Here is a 23,131-nt window from a genome sequence, read left to right as displayed (position 1 = left end):
GTCCTGATCGGAACCCTGCCGAGGCGTGGAAGAACCGCGGAATGCGACATACAGAAAGATGCCGGCGGCGAGCAGAATTATGAACACGTAAGCCATAGGGCACCTCCATTAATGGACCCACTATAGCTCATGCGCTAAGTGGTGGATTGGGGCGCTTGATTCCTGCACAGAGGCACCATAGGATGATCGCGAATCTGCGACGCAGACCACGACTGGGGTTCCTTCCCCCTCCAACCCGCCTCTGGGCCATCCGCCCACAGGCGCATGGTCCATTCACTATGGAATGACCATGATCTCCAATACAGCAGTTTTCCTTGTTGTTCTACCCATCCTGATTGTTGTTTTCACCTTGATGGATCCACTCGGCGCCCTAAAGGCCGATCGGACTCAAGAGCCGAAAGCACTTCCAGAACTACCTGTTGCCCAGGTCCTGCCGACCCCCGTTCTCTTGCCGCGTCCGGCAGTTGAACCCTCCCTGGCGCCAACCGTTAAAGCCTCCGCACCGGAGGTTGCAGTTGCCCAACGGTCCAGCCATGAAGACGATGAGCGTCGCCGTGCAGAACAGGCGTTCCTTGATGAAGTCGATAGTGACGAACCTCCGCTCGTTGAGCCCCCGGAAGGCTGGGAGCAGATGGCCGAGTATCAGGGGCGTACCCCTATGTTCGACTACTCAGAGAGTGATCGATACAGCATCAGTGATAGTACAGAGAAGTCCGGAAGCCGGATGATCTCTGACGAGTACATTGACGAAGCGCGTGGTTTCTACCAGGCGCCGATCTACGAGACTGAGCCAGAAGAAGTGTAAGAAGAAGAGCCCGCGCAAGCGGGCTTTTTTTTGCCCTCAGCTCAGGACTAGCCAACACCTGATCGAGAAACCCTCTCTGTCGCGTATGGACGGAGGGCTGGCTGCCTGCAACGAATGCGAGAAAGGACCCCGGTTTAGACCCAACCCATACGAGGGTTCAACGCGTATGCGGAGGTCTACCTTGGTCACACCCCACCGATGAGGCCAACCGTGTCACAGATCATGCCTTTCCCGCGATACCTGAACACGCCACAGCGGCTGCTGTTCTGGACGCTGGACCAGCTGATTCCCTTCGGCTTCTTCATGTGCGCGGGAATCATCACTGACCGCCCCTTGATCTGCATCACGCTGGGCGTGGTCGCAAGCCGCTGGCTCACCAAGTACCGCGACAGCCGCCCCGACCACTTCATGTATCACGCCCTCTACTGGATCGGAATCATCAGCTACAAGGGCCGCGCCGCTATCAACCCCTTCATCAAGCGAGTCTACCCAGCATGAAGCTCGGAATTTTCGAGAGGACATGGAATGGTCTTCACCTGCAAAACAAGTTTCTGATCGCCTTCGGCGGCGCAATGCTGATCTGCAACCTGCTCCTGGGCATTGCGCTGATCGCCAAGGACAAGACGGTCGTGCTGGTCCCCCCGCGACTGCTGGGTGAGGCAAGCGTCACAGCCGATGACGCAGATGCCGCCTTCAAGGAGTCCTTCGGGCTATCCCTGGCGACGATGTTGGGCAACGTCACGCCAACCACCGCGCCGTTTCTGGCGGACAACGTGTCGCGTTACGTAGCACCAGAAGCCCACAGGGAAATGGTTGCCGCGGTGACGGAACAGGCCGATCAGATCAAGGGTGAGCAGATCTCGATCCAGTTCGCTCCCAAGGAGGTCTTCTATCACCCGGGCATCAAGAAGGTGATCGTCAGCGGCGACTACTGGATCCGAGGCGCCCGAAATAGCGAACAGAAGATGGTTCGCACCTACGAGCTTGGCCTTGACGTTCGGAACTACTCCGTGCAGCTGGTGAGCCTGAAGACCTACGAAGGCCCCTGGTCAGCCCCGAATGAGAAAGAGCTCGAAGCTCAGATCGCTGCGGCCCCCAAGAACTGATTCCTGAAGGTACGAAATGAAGAACCGCATCCATCACATCGTTCTCGGCGTGGCAGCTGTCATGTCGACGGGTTCCGCTGCAGCGCAGGTACTCGCCCCGCAAGACATGAAGCCCGGTGCGGCCGCAGTGGCTACCGCCAGCACCCTCCCAGGTGAGCGGCCGTTGGGAACGACTCCCGAACCGCGCGTGTTGCCCACACCGGCCGCACCCCAAGCAGCGCCTGGCGGAGCAGTGAACGCAGGCGTTCTGCAGCAGGTAGAGATGCAAGCCCAAGCCGCTGCGAACCAGATTCCGATGCGTCCGCGGAAGATCCTGCCGGCGCCGCCGCCGGAGATCGAGGTTGTCTCCGGGCAGAACAAGGCTTTCGGCATAGCCCTCTCCCATGTGAACCGGATCATCACTCCTTTCCGCGACCCGGAGATCAAGACGACGAGCGTTGCCACGATCTCTGCAGAGCGGGGTGTCATTTACGTATCGACCCTGCTGCAGGACGAAATCGCTCTGATGGTCTACGAGAAGGGCGACCCCTTCAATGCCATCTCGATCACCATGGTGCCAGATGCCATCAGCCCGGTGAGTGTGAAGGTCAACGTGGCTGGCTATGTGCCCAGCGCGGAAACAGGTTTCTCGGTGGCCAATACCGAAATGGCGAAGGGCTGGGAATCAGACCAACCGTTCGTCGAGGTGGTCAAGTCGACGTTCCGTGAGATCGCCCTGGGTCGTGTGCCGGAGGGGTATGGATTCCAGGCCATCCGCCGAGTCCCGGCGCAGATGCCGGACTGCAACATGCCGGGTGTGGAGATCGCTCCCCAGCAGCTGATCACCGGCAATTCGATGGTGGTGATCGTCAGCCGCATCACCAATCGGAGCTATCAGCCGATCACCGTTGATGAGTCCAAGTGCGACTCCCCCGCACTGATCGGAGCCGCCACTTGGCCAAGCCAAAAGCTGGCACCGGGGCAGTCGGCCGAACTGTACGTCGCCGTGCGACAGCACGTGGAAGTAGAGACCAACCAGCGTCCGTCGCTGCTGAGCACCGGCTTTGGCCGCTAAGGAATGACCATGAAGAAGAGTGGAACTCTGCAGCAGAAGTGGGAATCGATGCCGGCGGGCCAGAAGAAGATGACGATGGTCATCGGTGTGTTCGGCTCCCTGATCCTGGTCTGCATGCTTGTGGTGATCCTTACGGGTGGATCGGACAAGCCGCGCAAGGAGCGTATCGCCGCATCGCGCATCGAGAACGCTCTGCTTCCAGGCGGCGACTCAGCGAAAAAGATGGGCCTGAGTTCGTTGCCGCGCGAGATCGACGTACTGAGCCGGGATCGTGCACGCGACAAGGAGCTGATCGACAAGCTGAAGTCCCAGGTCGAAGGCCAGTCGCAGGGTGACAGTGGCGCGGCACAGGCCCAGGAAGCGACCCAGGCGCTGCGAAAGGAAGTCACCGAGATTCGCGATGTTGTTGAGCAGCTGGTGAAGCTGCAGGCAAGTGGTGCGGCAAACGTTGCGCCGGGTGGCCAAGCTGGACCGGGAGTGGGCACGCCTGTAGCGCAGCCGACGCCGCAGGCCTATGGCGGGATCAGGACCATTGGCGCACCGCAGGTGGTGACTCCGGCGGCGGTTTCGCCGACTGCAGCCCCCGTGAGCGCCCCCCGCTCGGATGGCGGGACGGTTGATGCGCCGCCGAAGTCGGCTCAGCAGGGTGAGGCAGGCAAGCTCGCTGAGACCTACACACCTTCGGGTTCCATGATCCAAGGCGTCCTCCTGACTGGTCTGGATGCTCCGACAGGTCAGGGCGCGATGAAAGAACCCACGCCTGTGCTCATCCGGGTCAAGAAGGAATCCATTCTCCCGAATCGCTACCTGGCTGACTTCCGCGAATGCATGATCATCGCGGCAGGCCACGGCGACCTTGCGACTGAGCGAGCAATGCTTCGCGCCGAGAACTTGTCCTGCATCCGCACCGACCGTTCGGTCATCGACGTCAAGCTGCAGGGCTGGGTTGTCGGCAACGACGGCAAGGCTGGTGTTCGTGGACGACTGGTGAGCAAGCAGGGCGCTGTCCTTGCCCGAGCCAGCTTGGCTGGTTTGGCCGACGGTATCTCGCAAGCCTTCAGCGGAAACATCCGTGGCCAGGTGCCGGGAAGCGGTATGGACTCCGGGTACGCGATGGAATCGGGCGCCTTTGGTGGCGCAAGCACGGCGATGGATCGAATCGCCAAGTACTACCTGGATCTCGCGGACCAGATGCATCCGGTCGTTGAGATCGACGCGGGGCGAGAAGTGACTCTTGTCCTTGTGCGCGGCATTTCCTTGCCGCCACTGCGAGCACGAACCCCTTCTAGGTAAGGGAAATCGCCCCTCCCATACGGGGGTTCATCGCACACCTTCCTTTGTAGCCTGATCACGTCAGGAGGACACATGCTTATCTTGAAAAACCTGTTTACGACTCTGAAGTGTCTCGCATCCGTCGGTACGGTCCTCGCGCTTAGTGCGTGCGCCTCGATGACCGGCGGCGACTTCTCATGCCCAGCGCCCGATGGCTTCCGATGCATGAATCCGGTGGAGGTCTACGAGGCAACCAACCACACCTCCAATCTTGACGAGGTGTCGGAGTCGAAGAAGGGCAGGAAGCAGGAAGCTGCTCAGTCGATCGTTGTGCAGCCGGTTGCAGTAGCCGCGCCTTCAGCGACCGCCGTGGGCCCGGATCGTTGCTGCAATCCCGTGCTGACCGGTCTCTCGGTTGGTGCGAACGACTCTCTGTCCCTCGCGCGGCCAACTGCACAGATCGCGCCGACCAGGCAGGAAGCGGAAGTGTTGAGCCGTGGGGTCAAGGCGGCTTCCGCAATGCCCACCGGTGACGCATACCGCGAGTCGGCAAAGATCATGCGGATCTTCGTCGCACCCTGGGAAGACGAGCAGGGCGACCTGCACATGGGCGGAATCATCTATTCGGAAATCGAGCCACGGAAGTGGCGGGTTGGGCAGCGCATGCCCGAAGCAGCGAACACGTTTTCCCTTTTGAGAGGGCAGGCAGCGGCAGCGGACGACGAGGTGGCGTCGAACGAACCGGCATCAGGAACCACCAGCAACAACTTCAACCCACAGCGCTAATTTTTCAAGAGGAACGCAGATGAACAACATGAATGTGGACGCAGGCGCGGCCGTGGTCTCCAAGCCGGAAAACCGTGCGGTCGCCTTCGTCAAGGACAACGGCCTGATGCTGCTGCTGGCTGCCATGGTGATCGGTCAGGCACTGGCATCGAGCGGCGGCGCCGCAAGCGGCGGCTCGGAATTCCAGGACCTGTACGATCTGGTGCTGGGCTGGACCGAGGGTGTGCTGGGCAAGACCATCGCCGTCAGCGCCTTCCTGATCGGCATGATCATGGGCGTGGCCAAGCAGAGCATCTGGGCATTCGCGATCGGCATCCTGTTCGCCGCTTCGTTCGCCTTCGGCCCGGGCATCATCGACGGCGTGTTCACCGCCGGCTTCACGCTGTAAGTTGCGGAGCCGGTCAACGTGAAAGCAAAGGAACGAGCAGAGATCCGCGAGCGGGTGTTCGGTGTCATGAACGCCTTCGACAGCGACAATGACATCTTCATCATCTCACCGGACAAGCTCGGCTTCGGCTTCATTTGCAACCCGTTGACCGGCTTCAGCGATGTGACGCAGCAGAGCTTGAACTCTCTGCTGAATACCAACCTCCCGAACGGGACTCTCATGCAGTTTGTGCTGTATGCGAGCCCCGATCTGGAGTCGACTCTCCACAACTTCATGGTGATTCGTCAGGAACAGAAGGACGAGACCTTGCAGGGTCTGTCGCGTTCGCGCGTGGAGTACCTGCGGAGCCTGACTGGCCGACAGATCTCCAAGACCCATCAGGCGAAGCTGCGAAACATGCAGCTTTACGTAACCGTCCAGGTACCGCATGGCACGACGCCTCCGAACGAGGCGCAGCTGGCGCGTCTGTCGGAGCAGATGTCGACCATCAAGGCCGGCCTTAAGACTGCTGGATTCCGACCGGAGAACATGACGGCACGCTCCTACAAGCGCGTCATGGAAACCTTGCTCAACCATTCGCCGACTGCCGGATGGAAGGCGCTGCCGTTCTCGCAGTACGACGAGGACAAGCTCCTTTGCGATCAGATCCTCGATCTCGACACCTGCGTCGACATTGAGCGAAACAAGCTTCACTTGGGTGAATTTGCCCAAGTCCGAGTCATGAGCGTCAAGCACTACCCGGACGATGTTTTCCCGGGCATGGCCATGAAGTACGTCGGCGACCTGATGCGTGGTACACGCGCTCTGCGTGAGCCCACGGTCATCACCGTCAACATCATCTATCCAGATCCGGACGATGAGCGTTCCAAGCTTTTCGCCAAGAACACGTGGGCGACCAAGAATGCGGATGGTCCGCTCTCAAAGTACATCCCGGACTACGCCAAGCAGAAGCAGTCCACCGACATTGCAGTGAAGGCCGTCAACGACGGCGATCGCATGATCCGCGCCTACATCGGTGCGTCTGTGTTCGCGCCGGACAACGACCGCCTCATTCAAGCCGCCAGTGACCTCAAGAGTGCCTTCCAGGAGATCGGCTTCTCCCTGCAGGACGATGCCTTCATGGTCGGCCCGATGTTCTTCCAGATGCTTCCGTTCGCGGCAAGCGCGGACATGGAAGATGCGCTGGGCCGCTACAAGCTGATGCCCACGCGCCATTGCGTGGCCATGCTGCCGCTGGTCTCCAGCTGGGCCGGTACCGGCACGCCGATGCTGACCCTGTTTGGACGAGATGGCCAGTTGATGTCCTTCTCTCCCTACGATTCGGACGGCAACTACAACTTCCTCATCTGTGCCCAGTCGGGCATGGGTAAATCCTTCCTTGCCAACGCCCTGACGACCAACTTCCTGAGCATGGGCGGTCGTGCATGGATCATCGACAAAGGCTTCTCGTACAAGCAGATTTGCGAGTTCTTGGACGGGCAGTACATCGAGTTCGATGCGAGCTCGAATGTGTGCATGAACCCCTTCTCGGGTGTGCAGAACTACGAGGAGGAGGCCGACATCCTGACGGGCATCCTGACGGTCATGGCGGCACCGAGTCAGGGTCTCTCGGACTTCCAGTTGTCCGGTCTGAAGCGGGTTCTGAAGTCGTGCTGGGACGAAAACAGCACGGCAACGACTGTGGACATGATTGCCGACATGCTGGTTGGTGAGGAGGATCCTCGCCTGAAGGACGTCGGACACCAGCTCTTCTCCTTCACCTCAAAGGGTGAGTTCGGACGCTACTTCAATGGCGTGAACAACCTACGCATGGATGCGCGCATGGTGGTGCTGGAACTCCAGCAGCTTTCCGGCCGCATGCACCTTCAGCGTGTCGTGCTTCTGCAGCTGTTGAACCAGATCCAGCAGGCAATGAACGCGCTACCGCGCGATATGCCGAAGCTGCTGCTGGTTGACGAAGCCTTTGCACTGCTGGCGTCCAACGAGACCCAGAAGTTCATCGAGACGTTCTATCGCCAGATCCGAAAGTTCGGCGGCAGCGCAGGCATCTGTACCCAGTCGGTGAACGACCTGTACGTAAACGCTGGCGCCATGGCAATGGTCGAGAACTCGGCTCACATGCTGCTGCTGGGCCAGAAGAAGGAATCGATCGCGCAGGTGAAGAAGGAGAACCGACTTGAGCTGGGTGAGGGCGGATTCCGCTTGCTCTCCACGGTGCACACGGTTCCGGGCGACTACTCGGAGATCCTCATCAACAACGCCTTCGGCATCGGCATCGGACGACTGGTCGTGTCGGATGTCGAGAAGCTCATGTTCTCCTCCAAGGCTCAGGACGTCATGGCCATCAAGTCGTATCGCGATAAGGGACAGAGCCTGATGGGCGCCATCCACTCGGTGCTGCGTGATCGCGGCGTCGAAGTGAAGGACTTCTCGGAACGCCTCGCTGGTTAATTGAAAGGAATCGCAATGGACAAGAAGCTACTCGCACTGCTGCTCATCTATCCGCTCGCCATCGGCGCCGGCACCTTTTACGCCTGCTACAACCTGATCAAGGGTGAGCTTGCATCGCGGCCGCCGATCGCTGTGATCGATGAAGCAACGTTCGTGCAGGAGAACCTGAAGGCTGGCGCCACTACCCAGGAACTGGAGAAATTGCTGGTCCGTTCAGAGCAGGCCGCATCGACGCTGACGGAAAACGGGTTCCTGGTGCTTCGCAAAAACCAAGTCTTCTCTGCCCCGGCCGAGATCGAGGCCAAGCCGTGACCGAGGTGCAGGCCCCTGTCCGAAAGCGGTGGTCTGCTCGCTTCGTGAAGAACCTGATCGCCATCTTGCTCATGGCCACGATCATCTCTGTCTCGTACTTACAGCAGACATTCGCGCTGGGCTTCGACATGCAGGCCTCGCGATGCCTCCCCTGGGTTGTCTACTGGATCAAGAAGGAGAGCCCGCAGGCGGTGAAGCGTGGAGAGCTTTACCAGTACAGATTCGACTCTGATGAGCTGCTGGCGGGTAACAACCTCGTCAAGTACGCCGCAGCCATTCCCGGTGATCGAGTCCGACTCGACGGCACGGGCGTCTGGATCAACGAGGGTTACTGGGGGCCGATGCATCCGGTGCAGGTGGAAAGGCTGCTCGGCATGGACAAATCGCCTTTTGCAACTTTCGTGATCCCCAACGGCAAGGTCCTGATGTTGGGCACGCTGCCTCAGACCTATGACGGCCGATATGCCGGATTGGTCGATCTCAATGCACTCAATGGAACAGCAACGCCCCTATGGTAGTTCGCCTCTGCACCCCCTTGATCCTCCTGGCGGCTCTCATGCCGCTTTTGTCGTTCGCAGCAGACCCGCAGCAGGGGTCGTCTCCTGCCGAGATCGCGGCACCTGTTGAGCAGGGTGATCCTGCTGACAGCTTCGCCCATGACGTGATGTCTCAGTCCGTGGATGTTCTTCGGAACAGTTCCGCTTATGTCGGCGACATGGACGAGCTGATGGCAACGGAGAAGGTCCAGCAGATCCAGCGGGATCAAGAAGCCTACTTCCAGTCCTTGCTGGTTGCCGCGACCAGCTACAGCGCGGACGCAATGAATGCAGCTGCGGTCAAGTACGGCCTGAAGCCCGAAGGGAAGAAACTGCAGGCTGGCAAGGGTGGTGATCCCACCCATTTCCGCTATCGGCTGCATGTGTCCTGGTCGATGGGTGAGGGGGCAATGCGCCAGGCGCTGCAGTACGGCCTGAAGCACCGAGACTCTATGGTTATTTCCCTGCGAGGCCCGCGCCCTGGCGAGAAGATCGAGCCGCTGATCTTCGCCATGGTGAAGCTGATGGGCGAAGTCAAAGAGGGCTCGGTAGTTCCGAACATTGAGATCAACCCCCCATCGTTCACCGACAACAACGTCACCGTTGCTCCGACGATGGTGGTGATGGACGAACAGAACCAGGTGGTCGCAAAGGTCGCCGGCGTCATGAATCCGGAATGGATCGAAGCCGAGATCGATGGCGGCCGCCGCGGCGATCTTGGCAAGCAAGGGCAGACCTCCGGCATCGGCGAGATCGACATGCTGCAGGCGATGATCGAGAAGGCGAAGGCCACCGACGTCAAAGCCATGGCAGAACGAGCCAAGGCAAGGATCTGGCAGAACCTTCCGATGCTCCCGCTCCCGAAGACGCGCGAGCCCCGTGTACGCGAGCTGGATCCCGGCTTCTACGTCACCGAGGACATCCCCTTGCCGGATGGCACCTTTCTCGCTCGCAAGGGCGACTACGTGAACCCGCTGGAAGATGACGTCATGGCGTTCGACGACGTGATCGTCATCGTGGACGCCAACGACCCGGAGCAGGTCGACTTTGCGGCTGCAGTGAATGCTGCCTACCGGTCTACCGGGGTCATCACGATGCTGTCGGATCTGGACAGAGAAGACGGGTGGGGCGTGATGGGCCGCCTTACTCATCGGTTCAAAGATCAGCCCTTTCTACTGACCAGTGACGTCAAGGAGCGCTTTCGCGTCGAGCGTGTCCCGACGGTCATCACCGTGGTCGACAAGAAGATCCTGGTTCAGGAAATCCCCGCAGACAGCATCAAGGTGAAGCAATGAAAGGACTCGTACTGGCGTTCGCGCTGCTGCTCTCGGCAATCAGTGGCGTAGCAAAAGCGCAGGATGGAGGCGATGGTTCCTTCGCCTGCCCGGATTCCGAGTTCCTCGGCGCTGCTTTCTTCAACAATGTCTGCTGGAGCTGCATCTTTCCCCTCCGCGTCATGGGCATCAATCTGGGCCCGGCCGATGGTTCGTCCAGTTACGGCGACAGTGGCGTGGGCAACATGCTTCCGGACATCTTCGGGTCCGGTAACTCGACCCGCATTCCCAGTGGCACGGCGGCTCCGATCTGTGTCTGCCCGGGCAAGATTGGCTACCCCTCTCCCGGCATCACCTGGGGCTATTGGGAGCCTTCCCACCTCACTGAGGTAGTGCGCAAGCCGTATTGCTCCCCCCTGTTCGGAACCACGCTGATGAAGGACAGCGGTTCCAGCATGCCTGGTGGGGGTGGGGATGCCGCGGCTGGCCAGCAGGCAATGAAGATGATCCGCTGGGGTGGTCCGAACAACGCCTCCGATACCACCAGCGAGAACCTTGGCCAGAGCTTCTACCACTACCACTGGCTGAAGTCGCCCTATGGTTACGTGAGCGATTGGATCCAGTCGGCTCTCTGCTCTGGCGGTGGCGGCGGTGACATGGACTTCCTGTGGCTGAGCGAGATCGATCCTGTCTGGACGAAGGAGAAGCTGGCCAACCTCACCCATCCCGAAGCGAAGCTGTTCGCGAATCCGGTTGCGCAGCTTGCCTGTATGGCCGATGCCGTCACCAGCACCGTCGGCAAGCCCACAGAGCTGCTGTTCTGGTGCGCGGGTTCATGGGGGGCGATCTACCCGCACATGGGCTACCTGGGATACGAGGCGAGCCCACCTCGCGAGACTTCCCTGATGGCCACCCGGGTGATGGCTCAGATGCACAGGCGAGGCCTGGCGAAGAAGCGCTATGGCAACCAGTCCGTCTGCAGTGCTCGCATGTATTTCACGCTGCCGAAGCAGGGCTACCGCTTCCAGACCTTCTATCCGATGCGCGAAACGAAGAACAACCACTGGATCGGTGCGAGCACGTTCCGGTGGGGCGAATGGCGCAACGTCCCCTACTCCGGCGAAGACTATGTATATCTTATGAATAGCTTCTCGGAATGCTGTGCAACCTTTTATTAATCAAGCACTTACGATGCATATTACACCTAAAATCTGCGTATTGCTAGCGTGTTTGATGCCCCTCATTTCGGTCGCCCAGAACACCGTTGGCGACGCATCTGGGACCGTAGGGGGAAGCGCCGCGAAGGCGGGATTCACAGAAGGCGCAGGCAAGAACGGCACCGGTACTGTGCAGATCAACGGCCGCACCTATCAGGCAGACGAGATCCTGCCTTCGGGTGACAACAAGGCTTACGTCGATCGCCTGAAGCAGGTCGATGGCTCGCGCAATTTGCAGGGCTTGAAGTCGGCGTACGACGAGCTCAACCCGCAGATCGACAAAGACCCATCGTCATGGGCCGAAGCGACCCGTACCTCGACCGTCGTGCCGAAGGACATGCATCGTGTCCAGGACGAGGTTCGGAACGACAGTTCGTTCTGGGAGCACAGCCTCCAGAAGCTCAGCGACGGCGGCGCACGTGACACGCTGGGTGACATGCTGACCGAGTGCAAGACGACGACCGTTGTCACGCCTGGCAGCAAGGAGCACACCTACACCGAGGAGCGGTATTGCGACAAGGTGAACCTGCCGGCAGAGGCAGGAGACAAGGACGTTTGCGCCCGGCAAGCGGAGTACACCGAGACGCCGACCACGGACCGAAAGGAGAAGGTTTCCCAGCTGTTCGTCACCGACGAAGGCAACGGGACGGTCTGTAAGCGAGAAACCCGTGCCGAAAACTATCGTGACACGCTGGCCGGTACGATCACGTCCACTATCGACCTGACGGCCGAGACAGGTGGTCTTTCGTGCCGTCGCGAGATCATTCCTGAAGTCATCACCTCCCAGGTCACAGGTGAGAAGTCGGCGACGCTGCCAATCGACACCCAGATCGGCGGCTACCAGTGTGGCAAGTCCGTCTGGCCGAGCACCGTCAACAACCCGACCTTCGGCGCGATGGACGCGAGCCTAAACGTCAACAACGAGGTTGGCGGCGTCGCGTGCAATCGCTGGCGAGAAGTTCGTGTTGGCTCTGGCTCGCAGACTAAGACTGTCGACTACACGCATGCCTGGGGCAATGTAACGAGCAGTTTTGGCAACGATGGCCCAGACCTCTACATCGCTGAACCTCCTGAGGCAATCATCAGCCATGTGTCTGCCGTCAAAATCGCGGGCTGCGGTCCCTCACCCATTAACTACCAGACCTTGTATTCATGGGGTGGTCCTGCACCTGCAGACTGGCCGAAAGGCTCAACTATTTACGACTCAGGTCGCGGTGCATGGTGGGTTCCTACATCTATCGCGGGTTTCAGCGCGCCTACGTGCCGAAATCAGACTGCCACGTACCGCATCACCTACAACGTTGAGAAGCCTGGGCGCTTCTGGGACATCAAGGAAAGCGGCAACTGCTCTGATCCGGGCACTACACAATGTCCGACTCAGTGGGCGTGTACGGCTAATGCCCCAACTACGATCAATGGCATCGCCGTATCTGCGGCGGAGGTTCAAGCTCTGGGTGCGCTTTATCCAGGTGCAGGTGGAACATGTACAAGCGCGAGCCTGACCCGTGTCTGTGGCGGTACGGCATCGATGTCGAACGATTTCAGCATTGCATGGGCCCTTCCGGCAGGCACGACCGGTATCGACAATTTCCAGTTCGCTGTCAGAAACCCACAATCTGGTGTAAATGTCGTTCTGACGCAGGTCCCATCAGCTGCCAACAACTGGATCGCGCGATTCCGAGTTGACAGGACGAACTTCTCGTATGTTCCTGCGCAGCCTCAGATCCAGATGACCTGGATTGCCAATAAGTGGGACACCCATATCGGAACAGTCACCGATGGCAACTGTGCCGCTAACGGCTCGCCGAACTGCCCGACACAGTGGCGTTGCACCGCTAATGCGCCAGTGGTAATCAACGGGATCACCGTTACCCCTGAACTGGCTGCACGGGCTGCGCCCTTGTTCCCCGGCGCCAGCAACAGCTGCGCCAAGGCCGAACTGCACAAGGTTTGCTCGGGTAATGCGGATCTCAGCTCCGTCATCAGCATCGCCGACAAGCTGCCGGAGAACACTGTCTCGATCAGCAACTTCCAGGTGCATGTACTGAATCCGCAAACGGGTGTGCAGGTGATCCTGACCCAGACGCCGAGTCGTGACAACGCGTGGAACGCCCACTTTGTTGTCCGCCGTACGGACTTCTCGTATCAGCCCGTGAACCCCCAGATCAAGATGACCTGGGGCGCTACCGTGACGATCATCGAGACGAAGGTCACCGACACCGGTAACTGTAGCGACCCTGGATCAACAGCGTGCCCTACGCGCTGGACCTGTGCGGTGAATGCACCCACGACGGTGAACGGCATTGCCGTCTCAGTTGCCATGGCCCAGCGTCACTCTCCCTTGTTCCCGGGTGCGATCAACTCCTGCACCACGGGCCACTTGAATCGCGTGTGTGATGGCAGCTCGGCGCTGATCACCTCGATCTACATCGGTCATCTCCTATCGCCGGACTCAAGCGAGATCACGAACTTTGCCTGGAAGGTCAACAACCCACAAAACGGTGTGACCATCCAGCTGGTTGAAGCTCCGTCTTTGGCGAATGGATGGCTGGCCAAGTTCCGAGGCACGCGCAACTACGCGATCGCCACCAACCCAGCCAAGCCAAGCCTGACCTTGAACTGGAACTACCTATCTGAACTGAAGATTCGTACCACGATCATCACGACGGGCGACTGTGCCGATCCCTATGGATCGATTGCGGCAATGGGGGCACCTGAGAAGCTATCTGTAGGTGCCATGCAGGTCATGGTCGCTGCGAATGACGATGTGCCTGCAACGGAGAACGTCACCGCATTTGAGAAGGCCGCGCAGGCGATCCTTGATGGGGTCTTCCCGACCGCGAAAGCGAATCCCATCATGGTTGCCGGGATGACGGCCGTGGCAGCTAACAGCTGCCCGGTACGGTGGTACTGCACCAAGACCGCTCCAGGCACAGCCAATGGCATCTATGTGACGCCAGCCGACCTGCATCAGCGCGGGGAGCTCTATCCGGGCGAGAACTTCACCTGCTTGGACGCAGAATACCGTCGTGAGTGTGCGGGTAGCGGCTCGAACCAGACCGTGATCTCGATTGCCGACCAGATCCCGGCCAACATCACGACCATCGCAAACTATGGCTGGCAGATCGTTGATCCGGGTGCCGGCGTGGCAGTGCGCCAGGTTCAGGCACCCTCGTACGCCAATGGCTGGAAGGCCATCTTTGAAACTACGCGTACCGATTGGAACGTCGAACCCAAGCAGCCGTCCGTACGTCTTATCTGGAACCAGGTGGGTATCCCGGACTGGGACATCGACGTCGTTGACCAAGGCGACTGCAGCAAGGACGGTGACGAGTTCTGTAAGACGGAATGGACCTGTCTTGAGCGGTACCCGGAAGATCCGCCGGTTCCTGTTTCCCATGTCACCGGCGAGTTCGTGTTCACTGGGTCCGACACGCTCAATGGAACCGTGGAGCAGCAAGTTGGTTTCAGTCGACCCAATGCTGGCGAAACGGCTCTGCATGATTTCCGTGTCAACTCATTGTCCGGCACGCTGGATGTAACGATCCTTGTTGAGCCATCTTTGGCCAATGGGTGGCAGGCCACCCTTCGCCTCACTACGAAGGGATTCGAGTATCAGTACCTTCCAGGCAAAGGACTGCAGAAGTTCTCCAGTGCCAAGATGACGTTCACGTGGAAGAAGGGTCCGCGTCCTCCGTACGTTGCACCGCCGTATCGCAGTCAGAGTCCCGGCCCGTTGTACCCGGGGGATGATGGCTCGTGTAAGCGAGCCGAGAAGAAGATGAACTGCAGCGGCATCTGGACCGGCGAGCAGTGCTTCATTGACGAGGATGGGAAGCGTGAATGCGTCACCCAGCCGCCGACCAGTGAGGTGCCCAACGATTGCAAACGCCTGGAGGACGATGAGACCTGCACGGAGGTGCGCGAGGTCTGCTCCGAAGGCGGCATGTCGGCAAACGGCCACTGCTACACCAGCACGAAGGTCTACGAGTGCAAGGTCACGGTGATCGGCGAGGACGTCGAGATCGACGAGGAGACCGTGTGCGAGGGCGCCCAGCCCGCGCCATGTGCTGATGGCAAGTGCGGTCCGCAGGACAAGGGCCCCATCAGCGTGTCGAAGGCGGGTGCGGAGCTGGTGACGAGCCAGACGATCCTCATCGACTACAAGGTGGATGGCGCCGCCGCCGCTGGTGGCGGGATGGCCAAGGCCATTCCTGTCGAAAAGGGATCGACGGTTGGCTCGATGGTCGCTTCTGTCTTCCAGGCCGTGCTCGATGGTGTGATTCCCAGTGCTGCGGCTCAGTCCAATCCGGACGATCCGTTTGGCCTGCCCCTGCCGTTCCCGGTACCGGACCCGGATCCGCCGGGCAACCCGGATGAGGTCCTTGGACCAGGCGTTGCTCAGGACATGCTGTCGAAGGTGAAGCTGTTCACTGGCGAGCGCGAGTCGTGCAAGAAGATGCTGGGTGGCCTGCTGGATTGCTGCACCAAGGATCCGCCGGATAGCCAGAAGCAGTGGTGGGAGCGCTACGGCACCTTCGCCCGAGAGAACGGCATGGCTGAGCTTGGTCAGTACACGGACGAGCAGAACGAGGACGGCACGGGCGTGTGGGACAACTTCGATGCCACATCGGACTCAATGACCTTGAACCAGTCCTTCACCTCGCTGGCGGAGAACATCAACGCCGGCGGTAGCGGCGGCAATGGCACGACCGATGCGACGTTGGAGGACTACGCACGTCAGTTCTCGAACTACTCTGCGACCAACATCCGTCCGAAGCTGGGCTGGTACTGCAAGGATCATGAGAAGGACCTGGCAATCAAGAAGAACCTCGGCCAGTGCACCTACCTGGGCTCGTACTGCCAGACCGAATCGCTGCTGGGCGTGTGCATCGTGAAGATGCATGTGTCCTGCTGCTTCAATTCGACGGTCAGCAAGTCCATTCGCGACCACATGGCAAAGGACGGCCGCTACGGAATGGGTACTGCCAAGCGTCCGCAGTGTGGTGGCATTCCGCTGACGGATCTGATCAGCGTGGACCTGGAGAACTTCAACACGGACGAGATCGAGGCACGCATGGCCGCCGGCGGCTTCACCCCGGACATTGGTGAGCTTTCTGGCCTTTCGGGCGAGGAGTTCGACGTGGCCATGTTCGGATCGGGCAACTCGCTGAACGACCCGGATCGTAAGGGTCTGCAGGAGCGCACCGGTGATCGTCTGGGCGCAATGGATGACGACATCGTGGATGGCTATGACGCGATCGACGGGGCCATCAACCGCCGCTCCAGCACCGCCAACACCGATGTGCCCGACCCGGAGAGTCCGGGTGCCATCACCTTCAACCCGGGTCTGTACTTTGTGGACCAGGGGCAGGTGGTGAACGTGAAGGTCAATCGCAACGGCGGCAAGGGCGCCGTCAGCGTCACCCTTCGCACGGTCACTGGTGGCACCGCTGTGTCCGGTACCGACTTCACCGCGGTCAACACGACGCTGACGTGGGCTGCCGGCGAGATCGGCACCAAGTCCGTCGGTATCCAGACTGCCAACCGGAACCGGGCCTCGGTCGCTACGGTGATGGTGCAGATCTCCAATCCCACTGGCGGCGCCATCATCAACCCGCTGAACAACGCAACCGTCGAAATCAACAAGGCAAAGGAGTAGGGCCGTGGAAGAGAACACCAGGATCAGCAGCAGCAACGCCGTCGGCCTGATCACCGAAGCGCTCAGGGAGATCGTCCCTGACGTGGGTCTGCGTGTACGCCGAACCTTCGCCTTCGATGAGAACGACATGACGCCTGTGGAGTTCGTCCACTCCCTGGCCGCCTCCTTCACCAATGGCTTCAACGGCTACAACACGCGAGGGGTCGGCTACATGCTGGTCCCCATGACCACGGTTTTCGCGCCCATGTCACCTGGGGAGGCGTGCGCGGCTAACGTCCTGCAGCGCCGGCTGGCCTTCATGGAAACGTGCCTGAAGTACACGCATCAGTTCTATCGGGAGGCGATCGCGCGGGAGCTGGAGACGGCACCGCTGCGTGACGTGGACGACGGGGCTCCGGCGCTGGTGAAGCGGATCAGCGAGCTGTGCCTGCAGCTGCTCGATGAGGAGGCAATGCGCGAGGCCCTTTCCTTGTTCTGGGAAGAATCCCAGCATGAGGCAGCCACGCGCTCGCGCACGATCCACGAATTGACCTCCGAGCGTCTGGTATGGACGGTCGGATCTGACCGCTTCAGCCTCACTGAGCGTGGTCTGGGGTGGAGTAAGAGCGGTCAAGACTGGTTCGATGCCACCCACATCGAAGGATCTGTCCACAAGCTGCGCTTCATGCCCCAGACCCAGCTGGGCGCCCAGCTGGCAGAGGCCGCACGGGGAACCAAGCAAAGCCCGGTTCTGACCGTGGTGGGCTGACATGAAGGGATCTTGGGTTTTCCTGGTTTACCCGATAGCGCCGGCAGCCGCCGGCGTGCTGATGGGGACATACCCGCTGGCGCTGGCGGCCTTACTGGTCGCCGGCGCTGCCGCCTGGGTCTGGAAGGCACGCAAACGCCCAGTACTGGACATACTGATGCCTGCAGTGACAGTTGAGGGCTTTTCTCGGCTGGCAGCTGCATTGGTGGTCATTGCGCTCATGGTGCAGGCAGTGGCCAGCTTCCTTCTTGGCCTGGGCACAGTTGCTGGCTGGTCCGTCGCGTGGCTTCTGCCTTACTCCATTTTGCCGTCGTGCCTGCTTGCTGCCGCTGTTTACCTGAAGCTCAACCTACTGCGTTGAACGGCGGCTGGTGTAGGGGGAGAACGCACCTCGCAGAATTGATCTAATCTGGACTCGATAGGGGAGTTCAAAAGGAGTGGGGAGCATGGATATTGAAGAGTTCAAGCGTGGATTTATCACCAGAGGTGAGCCGCTACCTGATGACATTCTCGGGGCGTATACCACCGGCTTGCCTCCCGAGGTGATCATCCAGCGGAGACGACAAGAGTCTTTGCACAACTCCGATTCCCATCAATCGAGTGGTGCTTCCAGAACCTCTAGCAATATCGTCAGTCGGACGCCCCTTTTTCCTAGACTTGTTCGATTGGCGAAAGTGATGCTGGTGGTTACGTTTGCAGGGCTGGCGATCATGTTCGCATTCGATCTCACTCGTCCCATCACATACATCGCACTGGCATCCCTTACGCAGCCAACGATTATTCCCGGCAGCGAACTTGCGCATATCAGACAGGTAGTTCCTGGGACGACAAACCATGGCCCGAAGGATGGCCACCTGAAGGCACTTCGTGGGGCGCCTGTGGAGTGGGAGCGAATGAATGCAAAACAAAGGACAGCGTTGGCATCCGTCCATGCAATCTTCGTGAGCAATAGCTTCTATCCAGACCTGACAATCAAAGAGTCGCAGTGGAACTACCTGCAGAAGGCGATCCCCTCTTATCTGAGCGCATACGCCAACACTGATCCGATCTACTCTCGAATGCTTTCCGAGTTCTATCTGAAGGACATCGGCGGTAGGAATCAAGACGCTGCGCTAACAGCCTTGGCACATGGATCCAGCGATGCGATGCCGTCTGGTCGTGGACGTATCAGCAACTGGTTCGCGTATAAGGCGCTCGCTGGCCAGATCGCCAACAGGGCACGTACTCAAGATGCGCGGGCTACGAGCCGCTAAGGCATCACTGCAGGCGTCGAAATCAGCTTCTCGAACCTGTCCCTCACGGCGGGTATCGCAAGGTCAAAGACAGGGATTGACCGAGAACGGCTGATCCTGATTGCCTGGCCCGTTCCGCCGCGGCCGCTCCCGCCGAGCGTCCAGCAAATCACCAGCTCTACAGGGCTGGCTAGATCACGGCCTAGTGCTTGGTAGCCATTTCTGGCGTGGTTCAGACGACCGCGGCTGCCTACGCGATGCCACGCTGGGTGGTACTGCTTTGCCAGATCCATTGCAGCCTGGTCTGTCCCAGCATGAACGACTCGGCCGGGACCACAATCCTCAGCCGATCGCCCGTTGAAGCCCTGCGCCGGCAAGAAGATCTCTTTCGATCCGCCCACCAGGTCGCAACCGTCCTCAAACGCGGAATCTGCACCTGGCGCTCCACCTGATCGGAGTGTCCAACCTCGACGTCCGTAAGCAGCTCCGATCTCGAACATGAGCGCGAGGACATCATCGGGTGTGACGGTTGATCCGATGCCAGCGTATGGGCGGTAGGGAAGGGGAGGGCTACCTGCAGCCATCCAGCACCGCGTCATCAGGGTCAACGCCGTTCGCCACAGCCATCTCGCGGTAGCTCGCGAATAGGGTATGCCCGGCGTCGCTTACATCGTCCTTAATCTTGCCTCGCATACGATGCAGGCGAACCGTCAGATTGTGGTCCGCTCCGCGCAACAGGAACCCTGCGCAGACTGCTGGTCGATCAGCGCCAGCTGTGTGGCACGCGAAGGTATTTGATGCCATGTCATAGGTGGTCGGGGCGGAATGCTTGAACCCTGATGCAGGGAATACGCCCGTTGCATCAACCCGCCAAGGACAGTCCTCGCATGGCTTCTTGCAGTACCTGACTGCACCGGCCTCAGATGATACCGTCACTACCTGGTGATCATCGCCTGCCGGACGAATGTTGAGGATTCGACTGCGCTTCGACATGAAGAAAAGGCCTCACTTGATGCACCCAGCATGCACCGAAGCAGCGTTCACCTACGCGGGTGCAGCCAACCTGCCAGGTCTAGAAATCAGACTCGTTGATGCGTTCGGTTTGCATGTTCCCGTCGACCACTTTGTACAGCGTCATCGACATGTTGTCATACTCGATTCCAGAGTCAGTTTGTCTTTCAGCAAGAGCAAACGGTTCCGACTTGGAAAAGGCACCACTGGTGCCATCGAGGTATCGAACGTCATAGTTGCCAGCTGTCACATCTGAGGCTTTGAAGCGACCGAGTTTTGGGATGTAGAAGGTTCTGACCGCTGCAGCTGGATACACATCAAGGGAATAGAGCTTCACTAGAACGTCGGAATCGTTCTGCGTGTTGTCGATCGTCACTGACGAGAGCCCATCACTTCGCAGGTAGGGCTCGTCCTTTATGTACGCAGGAGAGTAGGGGATGCGGCTTTGCCCAATGCGCTTTGCGATGTGACCTAAAGATGGATCCATGGCTTCAACCCGCTCGACCTCCGCTTGCTCCTCTTTCTTCATCCTCTCCAGCAGCTGCTCGTAGGACTCGACTTTGGGGGATTGAAGCTCGATCGGCGGTGGCACGTCTTTAAAGGACGGTTCGCGATAGGAATACGCGGGTTTCGGATTGCCTGTGTCCTTGAACATCTTGTTTGCAAGGTTGGCAAGGAATGCCAGAACACCGATCAGAATCAGTACGCCCATCGCACGGCTGGCAAGGGATGCGTCACCTTGCTGCCGCTGTTGATGCTGCGACTTCGGTCCTGGTGATGGCGCAGGAGCTGGTTGTGGTTGCGGTGGCGGCGCCGACGCCGGCGAGGAGGGGCGGGGCGGGGTATAGGCCCACTCGGCGCCTGCGGCCGGGCCGGAGGGGTACGAACGCTCCTGATCACGGATCCAGGCGTCGTGTTCGGCTCGCAGGTCTGGGTTGGACAGCACCTCGTATGCCCGATTGACCAGTTGCATGATGCGGCTGGCATCAGGGTCTTTGTTCACGTCCGGGTGGTACTGCTGCGCCAGTGCCCTGTAGGCAGCCTTGATGACCGCCGGCGGCGCCGACCTGGCTACCTTCAGGTTGTCGTAGTGCGTGACTAGCTTCCCCATCGCCCCTAACCCCATCTTCCCGGCCTCATTCTAGCGGCTGGCGGGCTCTGGGCGGTCGGGCGGGGGTATGAGCGCAGCGGCGCTAGGAGAGCCCCAGCGCCGCTCTGGCTTTGGCGTACTTGGCCAGGAGCCGCTGTTGGGCGTCGATCGGGAGTAGGGCCAGACGCTCGGGAGAGGAGTTGTCGCCGATGTCCGCATCCTTCACCACCAGGGCTGTCGCGTTGTCACGGATGGCGGCGTAGTAGTCCTCCGGCGAGATCCCGGGCCGGCGGGTAAGGAGCTGCACCGGTACGACGACTGAAGGGGGGAACATCAGGACTGCAGGCGCATGCTCTGGCTGGTCTTCCAGGACGTCGTGAAGCCATGCCGCAGCGACGGCCTCAGCGGGGTGTCCGGCGGCCGACACACGCGCTGCCACGCGACCGACGTGCCCGATGTAGGGCAGGCCCGCCTTGTCGACCTGGTTTGCGTGGGCGAGCGTTGCCAGCTCACGCGCCCGCGTGACGAGATCAGAGTCCTGCGTGTTCAGTTCCATGGGCGTCGCTCCTGTTCACCTTCATTCTACCGAGGGCAAATGCTGGCGTAGGGGGTACTTGAGACCACCGTGGTGACATAGCTTCCGCCCCAATGGACTATGCTGACTCCATGGACATCATCTCGATTGCTCAAGAGCGCCTGTCTGGTCCAGATTGGACTGACTTCCTAGCGGCGCTGGACATTGTTCAACGCGATCGCGTTGCCGGCGAGGAGGCCTTCTGGCACGCCGTGGATATGTCGAAGGCGCACCTGTTCGACGGCATCGCTGACCAGGATGCAGACCAGATCGAGGCCGCGGTGAATGCCGAGCTGGTTCGTCGGAACTTGATCACGCCGGCGGGCGAGCTGGTTTCTTCCTGAGCCAATCCAGCACCTGGTCCAGGCTCTGACCGTCCTGCAGGCGCCGGAAGACTTGCCCCCGCTCTTTTCGTGAGAGAGGCCTGCCGATAAGGCGACCAAGCTCTACCGTGCGAATGGTGGTGCGGATCCGCCGAACCACGAAGTCCTGCTCCTCGGGAGCAAGAATTCCTCCGCGCTGAATTGCGGCCAGCACTTCCGCCTCCAAAGGCGTGAGTTGCTCTGATGGAAGCGGGCTGTCGCCGTCCTCATCGATCATCGGATCTACCTGCATTGGACGAGGGCATACCTGGCCAGCGCCGCCAGCCGTGCCGTGGTCCCTTCGTAATCGCCATCGGTATCTGTGCACGCCATTGAGTAGTCCTTCTTGTAGGAGAAGACGGCAATGTCGCTGTAGTCGAGCGGATAGCCTGGCGGGAGAGTGAAGTTCAAGAAGGCGCCGCCCCCCTTCAGGTCCACCACTTCCACGCTCGATGTCGGCACTGGCACACCAAGGATGAAGTGATACCCGTTAGTCGGACCAGCCTGGCACTGGCGAAACCAGTTGGCGTTTCCCTTCGTGTCGGCAAATGAGAAGGAGCGCCGGCCATTGCTGCAGGCAATCTGCATGGACTTCGTGCCGTCCTGCGAACGGGAGATGATCCAGGGAGAGCCGCCATCCTCGCCACCAACTACCTCCCACGGCAGCCACATGGCGGGGTCGTAAACGACCTTCAGCTCCGTTGCTTCCTTCATGGTGAGCCAGCGCATCTCTTCCGGACCGGCCTCAATCGTGTAGGCCAGTAGGCGAAGATCGACTCCCATGTACACAGCGTACTGGAGCAGGGCACCCATGATCTTCTGGGTGCCATCCATATCCAATGCGGTGATAGCTGCAGCGGTGGGCTCTTGTCCTCTGTTGTCGGAGTAGAACCTATGGATGCCGAGTAGCGGCTTGTCGCCTATTGCGGTCCGTTTGGTCCCACCGAGGAATGCATATAGGCAGGCGGAGGCGCACATTGTGGCCTCCGTCTTAAAACCCTTCTCTCGAAGCCAGATGCCAAGCTCGACGCCCGCTATCAGGCTTCCACCTGGAGAGTCAAAGCGTATGACCTTGGGCGAGTACGCATTCGTGGCAACGTATGCCTTCAGATCAGCCAGAGAATCGCTATCTATGTCACCTTTGGCATTGATCCAGGCATGGCAGGCCACCGGATCACGGCAGCCTTCGGTTGAACCTCCGTGAGAATAGTCCAAGGCGAAGCATTGACCGCTTAGCAGGAATGCTGCGAC

22 protein-coding genes are annotated in these 23,131 nt (G+C 59.9%); 17 read left to right on the top strand and 5 right to left on the bottom strand.

The genetic code is table 11. The features are described 5' to 3' along the window. The first annotated feature begins 289 nt into the window (after positions 1-289). From ACGHX3_RS20390 to ACGHX3_RS20315, 16 genes are all read left to right on the top strand, one after another. Entirely contained in the window at positions 290-805 is a 516-nt protein-coding gene (locus ACGHX3_RS20390) for a hypothetical protein (protein ID WP_394697367.1), read from the top strand. 210 nt (positions 806-1,015) lie between these two features. Further along, positions 1,016-1,303, top strand: coding sequence for a type IV conjugative transfer system protein TraL (gene traL, locus ACGHX3_RS20385; protein ID WP_394697366.1), 288 nt, complete (start codon positions 1,016-1,018; stop codon positions 1,301-1,303). Beyond that, complete coding sequence (locus tag ACGHX3_RS20380) at positions 1,300-1,911, top strand: TraE/TraK family type IV conjugative transfer system protein (protein ID WP_394697365.1); 612 nt, start codon at positions 1,300-1,302, stop codon at positions 1,909-1,911. The genes traL and ACGHX3_RS20380 overlap by 4 nt, the downstream gene beginning before the upstream one ends. 16 nt (positions 1,912-1,927) lie before the next feature. Beyond that, positions 1,928-2,965 (top strand): type-F conjugative transfer system secretin TraK, encoded by a 1,038-nt coding sequence (locus tag ACGHX3_RS20375; RefSeq protein WP_394697364.1) that lies wholly within the window; start codon positions 1,928-1,930, stop codon positions 2,963-2,965. Between the two features lie 9 nt (positions 2,966-2,974). Then, positions 2,975-4,258, top strand: coding sequence for a TrbI/VirB10 family protein (locus ACGHX3_RS20370; RefSeq protein ID WP_394697363.1), 1,284 nt, complete (start codon positions 2,975-2,977; stop codon positions 4,256-4,258). A 72-nt stretch (positions 4,259-4,330) separates the two neighbouring features. After that, on the top strand, positions 4,331-5,023 hold the full coding sequence (traV, locus tag ACGHX3_RS20365) for a type IV conjugative transfer system lipoprotein TraV (protein WP_394697362.1): 693 nt from the start codon (positions 4,331-4,333) through the stop codon (positions 5,021-5,023). 19 nt (positions 5,024-5,042) lie between these two features. Continuing rightward, entirely contained in the window at positions 5,043-5,411 is a 369-nt protein-coding gene (traA, locus tag ACGHX3_RS20360) for a TraA family conjugative transfer protein (RefSeq protein ID WP_394697361.1), read from the top strand. An 18-nt stretch (positions 5,412-5,429) separates the two neighbouring features. After that, positions 5,430-7,862: a type IV secretion system protein TraC gene (traC, locus tag ACGHX3_RS20355; protein ID WP_394697360.1), complete on the top strand. Its 2,433-nt coding sequence runs from the start codon at positions 5,430-5,432 to the stop codon at positions 7,860-7,862. Positions 7,863-7,877: 15 nt separating this feature from the next. Continuing rightward, complete coding sequence (locus tag ACGHX3_RS20350) at positions 7,878-8,174, top strand: hypothetical protein (protein WP_394697359.1); 297 nt, start codon at positions 7,878-7,880, stop codon at positions 8,172-8,174. Positions 8,175-8,218: 44 nt separating this feature from the next. Continuing rightward, a complete protein-coding gene (locus ACGHX3_RS20345; protein ID WP_394697358.1) occupies positions 8,219-8,692 on the top strand; it encodes a S26 family signal peptidase in 474 nt (157 codons plus the stop codon). A 38-nt stretch (positions 8,693-8,730) separates the two neighbouring features. Continuing rightward, positions 8,731-10,005, top strand: coding sequence for a TrbC family F-type conjugative pilus assembly protein (locus tag ACGHX3_RS20340; protein WP_394697357.1), 1,275 nt, complete (start codon positions 8,731-8,733; stop codon positions 10,003-10,005). Beyond that, the gene (locus tag ACGHX3_RS20335) at positions 10,002-11,162 is read left to right on the top strand and encodes a TraU family protein (RefSeq protein ID WP_394697356.1); all 1,161 of its coding nucleotides are present in this window, start codon (positions 10,002-10,004) and stop codon (positions 11,160-11,162) included. Before ACGHX3_RS20340 ends, ACGHX3_RS20335 begins: the two co-directional genes overlap by 4 nt. A gap of 55 nt (positions 11,163-11,217) precedes the next feature. Next, a complete protein-coding gene (gene traN / locus ACGHX3_RS20330; protein WP_394697355.1) occupies positions 11,218-16,863 on the top strand; it encodes a conjugal transfer protein TraN in 5,646 nt (1,881 codons plus the stop codon). A gap of 4 nt (positions 16,864-16,867) precedes the next feature. Further along, positions 16,868-17,611 (top strand): hypothetical protein, encoded by a 744-nt coding sequence (locus ACGHX3_RS20325; RefSeq protein WP_394697354.1) that lies wholly within the window; start codon positions 16,868-16,870, stop codon positions 17,609-17,611. Between the two features lies 1 nt (position 17,612). After that, on the top strand, positions 17,613-17,972 hold the full coding sequence (locus ACGHX3_RS20320; RefSeq protein ID WP_394697353.1) for a hypothetical protein: 360 nt from the start codon (positions 17,613-17,615) through the stop codon (positions 17,970-17,972). 85 nt (positions 17,973-18,057) lie between these two features. After that, the gene (locus tag ACGHX3_RS20315; RefSeq protein WP_394697352.1) at positions 18,058-18,864 is read left to right on the top strand and encodes a hypothetical protein; all 807 of its coding nucleotides are present in this window, start codon (positions 18,058-18,060) and stop codon (positions 18,862-18,864) included. A 549-nt stretch (positions 18,865-19,413) separates the two neighbouring features. Here ACGHX3_RS20315 and ACGHX3_RS20310 read toward each other — a convergent pair. The 3 genes from ACGHX3_RS20310 to ACGHX3_RS20300 form a co-directional block, all read right to left on the bottom strand. Next, the gene (locus tag ACGHX3_RS20310; protein ID WP_394697351.1) at positions 19,414-19,836 is read right to left on the bottom strand and encodes a DUF6283 family protein; all 423 of its coding nucleotides are present in this window, start codon (positions 19,834-19,836) and stop codon (positions 19,414-19,416) included. Between the two features lie 79 nt (positions 19,837-19,915). After that, entirely contained in the window at positions 19,916-20,965 is a 1,050-nt protein-coding gene (locus ACGHX3_RS20305; protein WP_394697350.1) for a J domain-containing protein, read from the bottom strand. A gap of 82 nt (positions 20,966-21,047) precedes the next feature. After that, on the bottom strand, positions 21,048-21,500 hold the full coding sequence (locus tag ACGHX3_RS20300; protein ID WP_394697349.1) for a phosphohydrolase: 453 nt from the start codon (positions 21,498-21,500) through the stop codon (positions 21,048-21,050). Positions 21,501-21,610: 110 nt separating this feature from the next. On the opposite strand from ACGHX3_RS20300, the gene ACGHX3_RS20295 reads away from it, so the two are divergent. Beyond that, positions 21,611-21,862, top strand: a complete 252-nt coding sequence (locus ACGHX3_RS20295) for a hypothetical protein (protein WP_394697348.1) — start codon at positions 21,611-21,613, stop codon at positions 21,860-21,862. Here ACGHX3_RS20295 and ACGHX3_RS20290 read toward each other — a convergent pair. Both ACGHX3_RS20290 and ACGHX3_RS20285 read right to left on the bottom strand, forming a co-directional pair. Further along, complete coding sequence (locus ACGHX3_RS20290; RefSeq protein ID WP_394697347.1) at positions 21,831-22,118, bottom strand: hypothetical protein; 288 nt, start codon at positions 22,116-22,118, stop codon at positions 21,831-21,833. The genes ACGHX3_RS20295 and ACGHX3_RS20290 overlap by 32 nt on opposite strands. Positions 22,119-22,123: 5 nt before the next feature. Next, the gene (locus ACGHX3_RS20285) at positions 22,124-23,095 is read right to left on the bottom strand and encodes a hypothetical protein (RefSeq protein ID WP_394697346.1); all 972 of its coding nucleotides are present in this window, start codon (positions 23,093-23,095) and stop codon (positions 22,124-22,126) included. Positions 23,096-23,131: the final 36 nt, after the last annotated feature.

It is taken from the genome of Pseudoxanthomonas japonensis, from assembly GCF_043632995.1.
Taxonomy (GTDB): Bacteria; Pseudomonadota; Gammaproteobacteria; order Xanthomonadales; family Xanthomonadaceae; genus Pseudoxanthomonas_A; species Pseudoxanthomonas_A japonensis.
The sequence above is the reverse complement of the archived record's forward strand: the minus strand, read 5'-3'. Positions and strand labels throughout refer to the sequence as shown.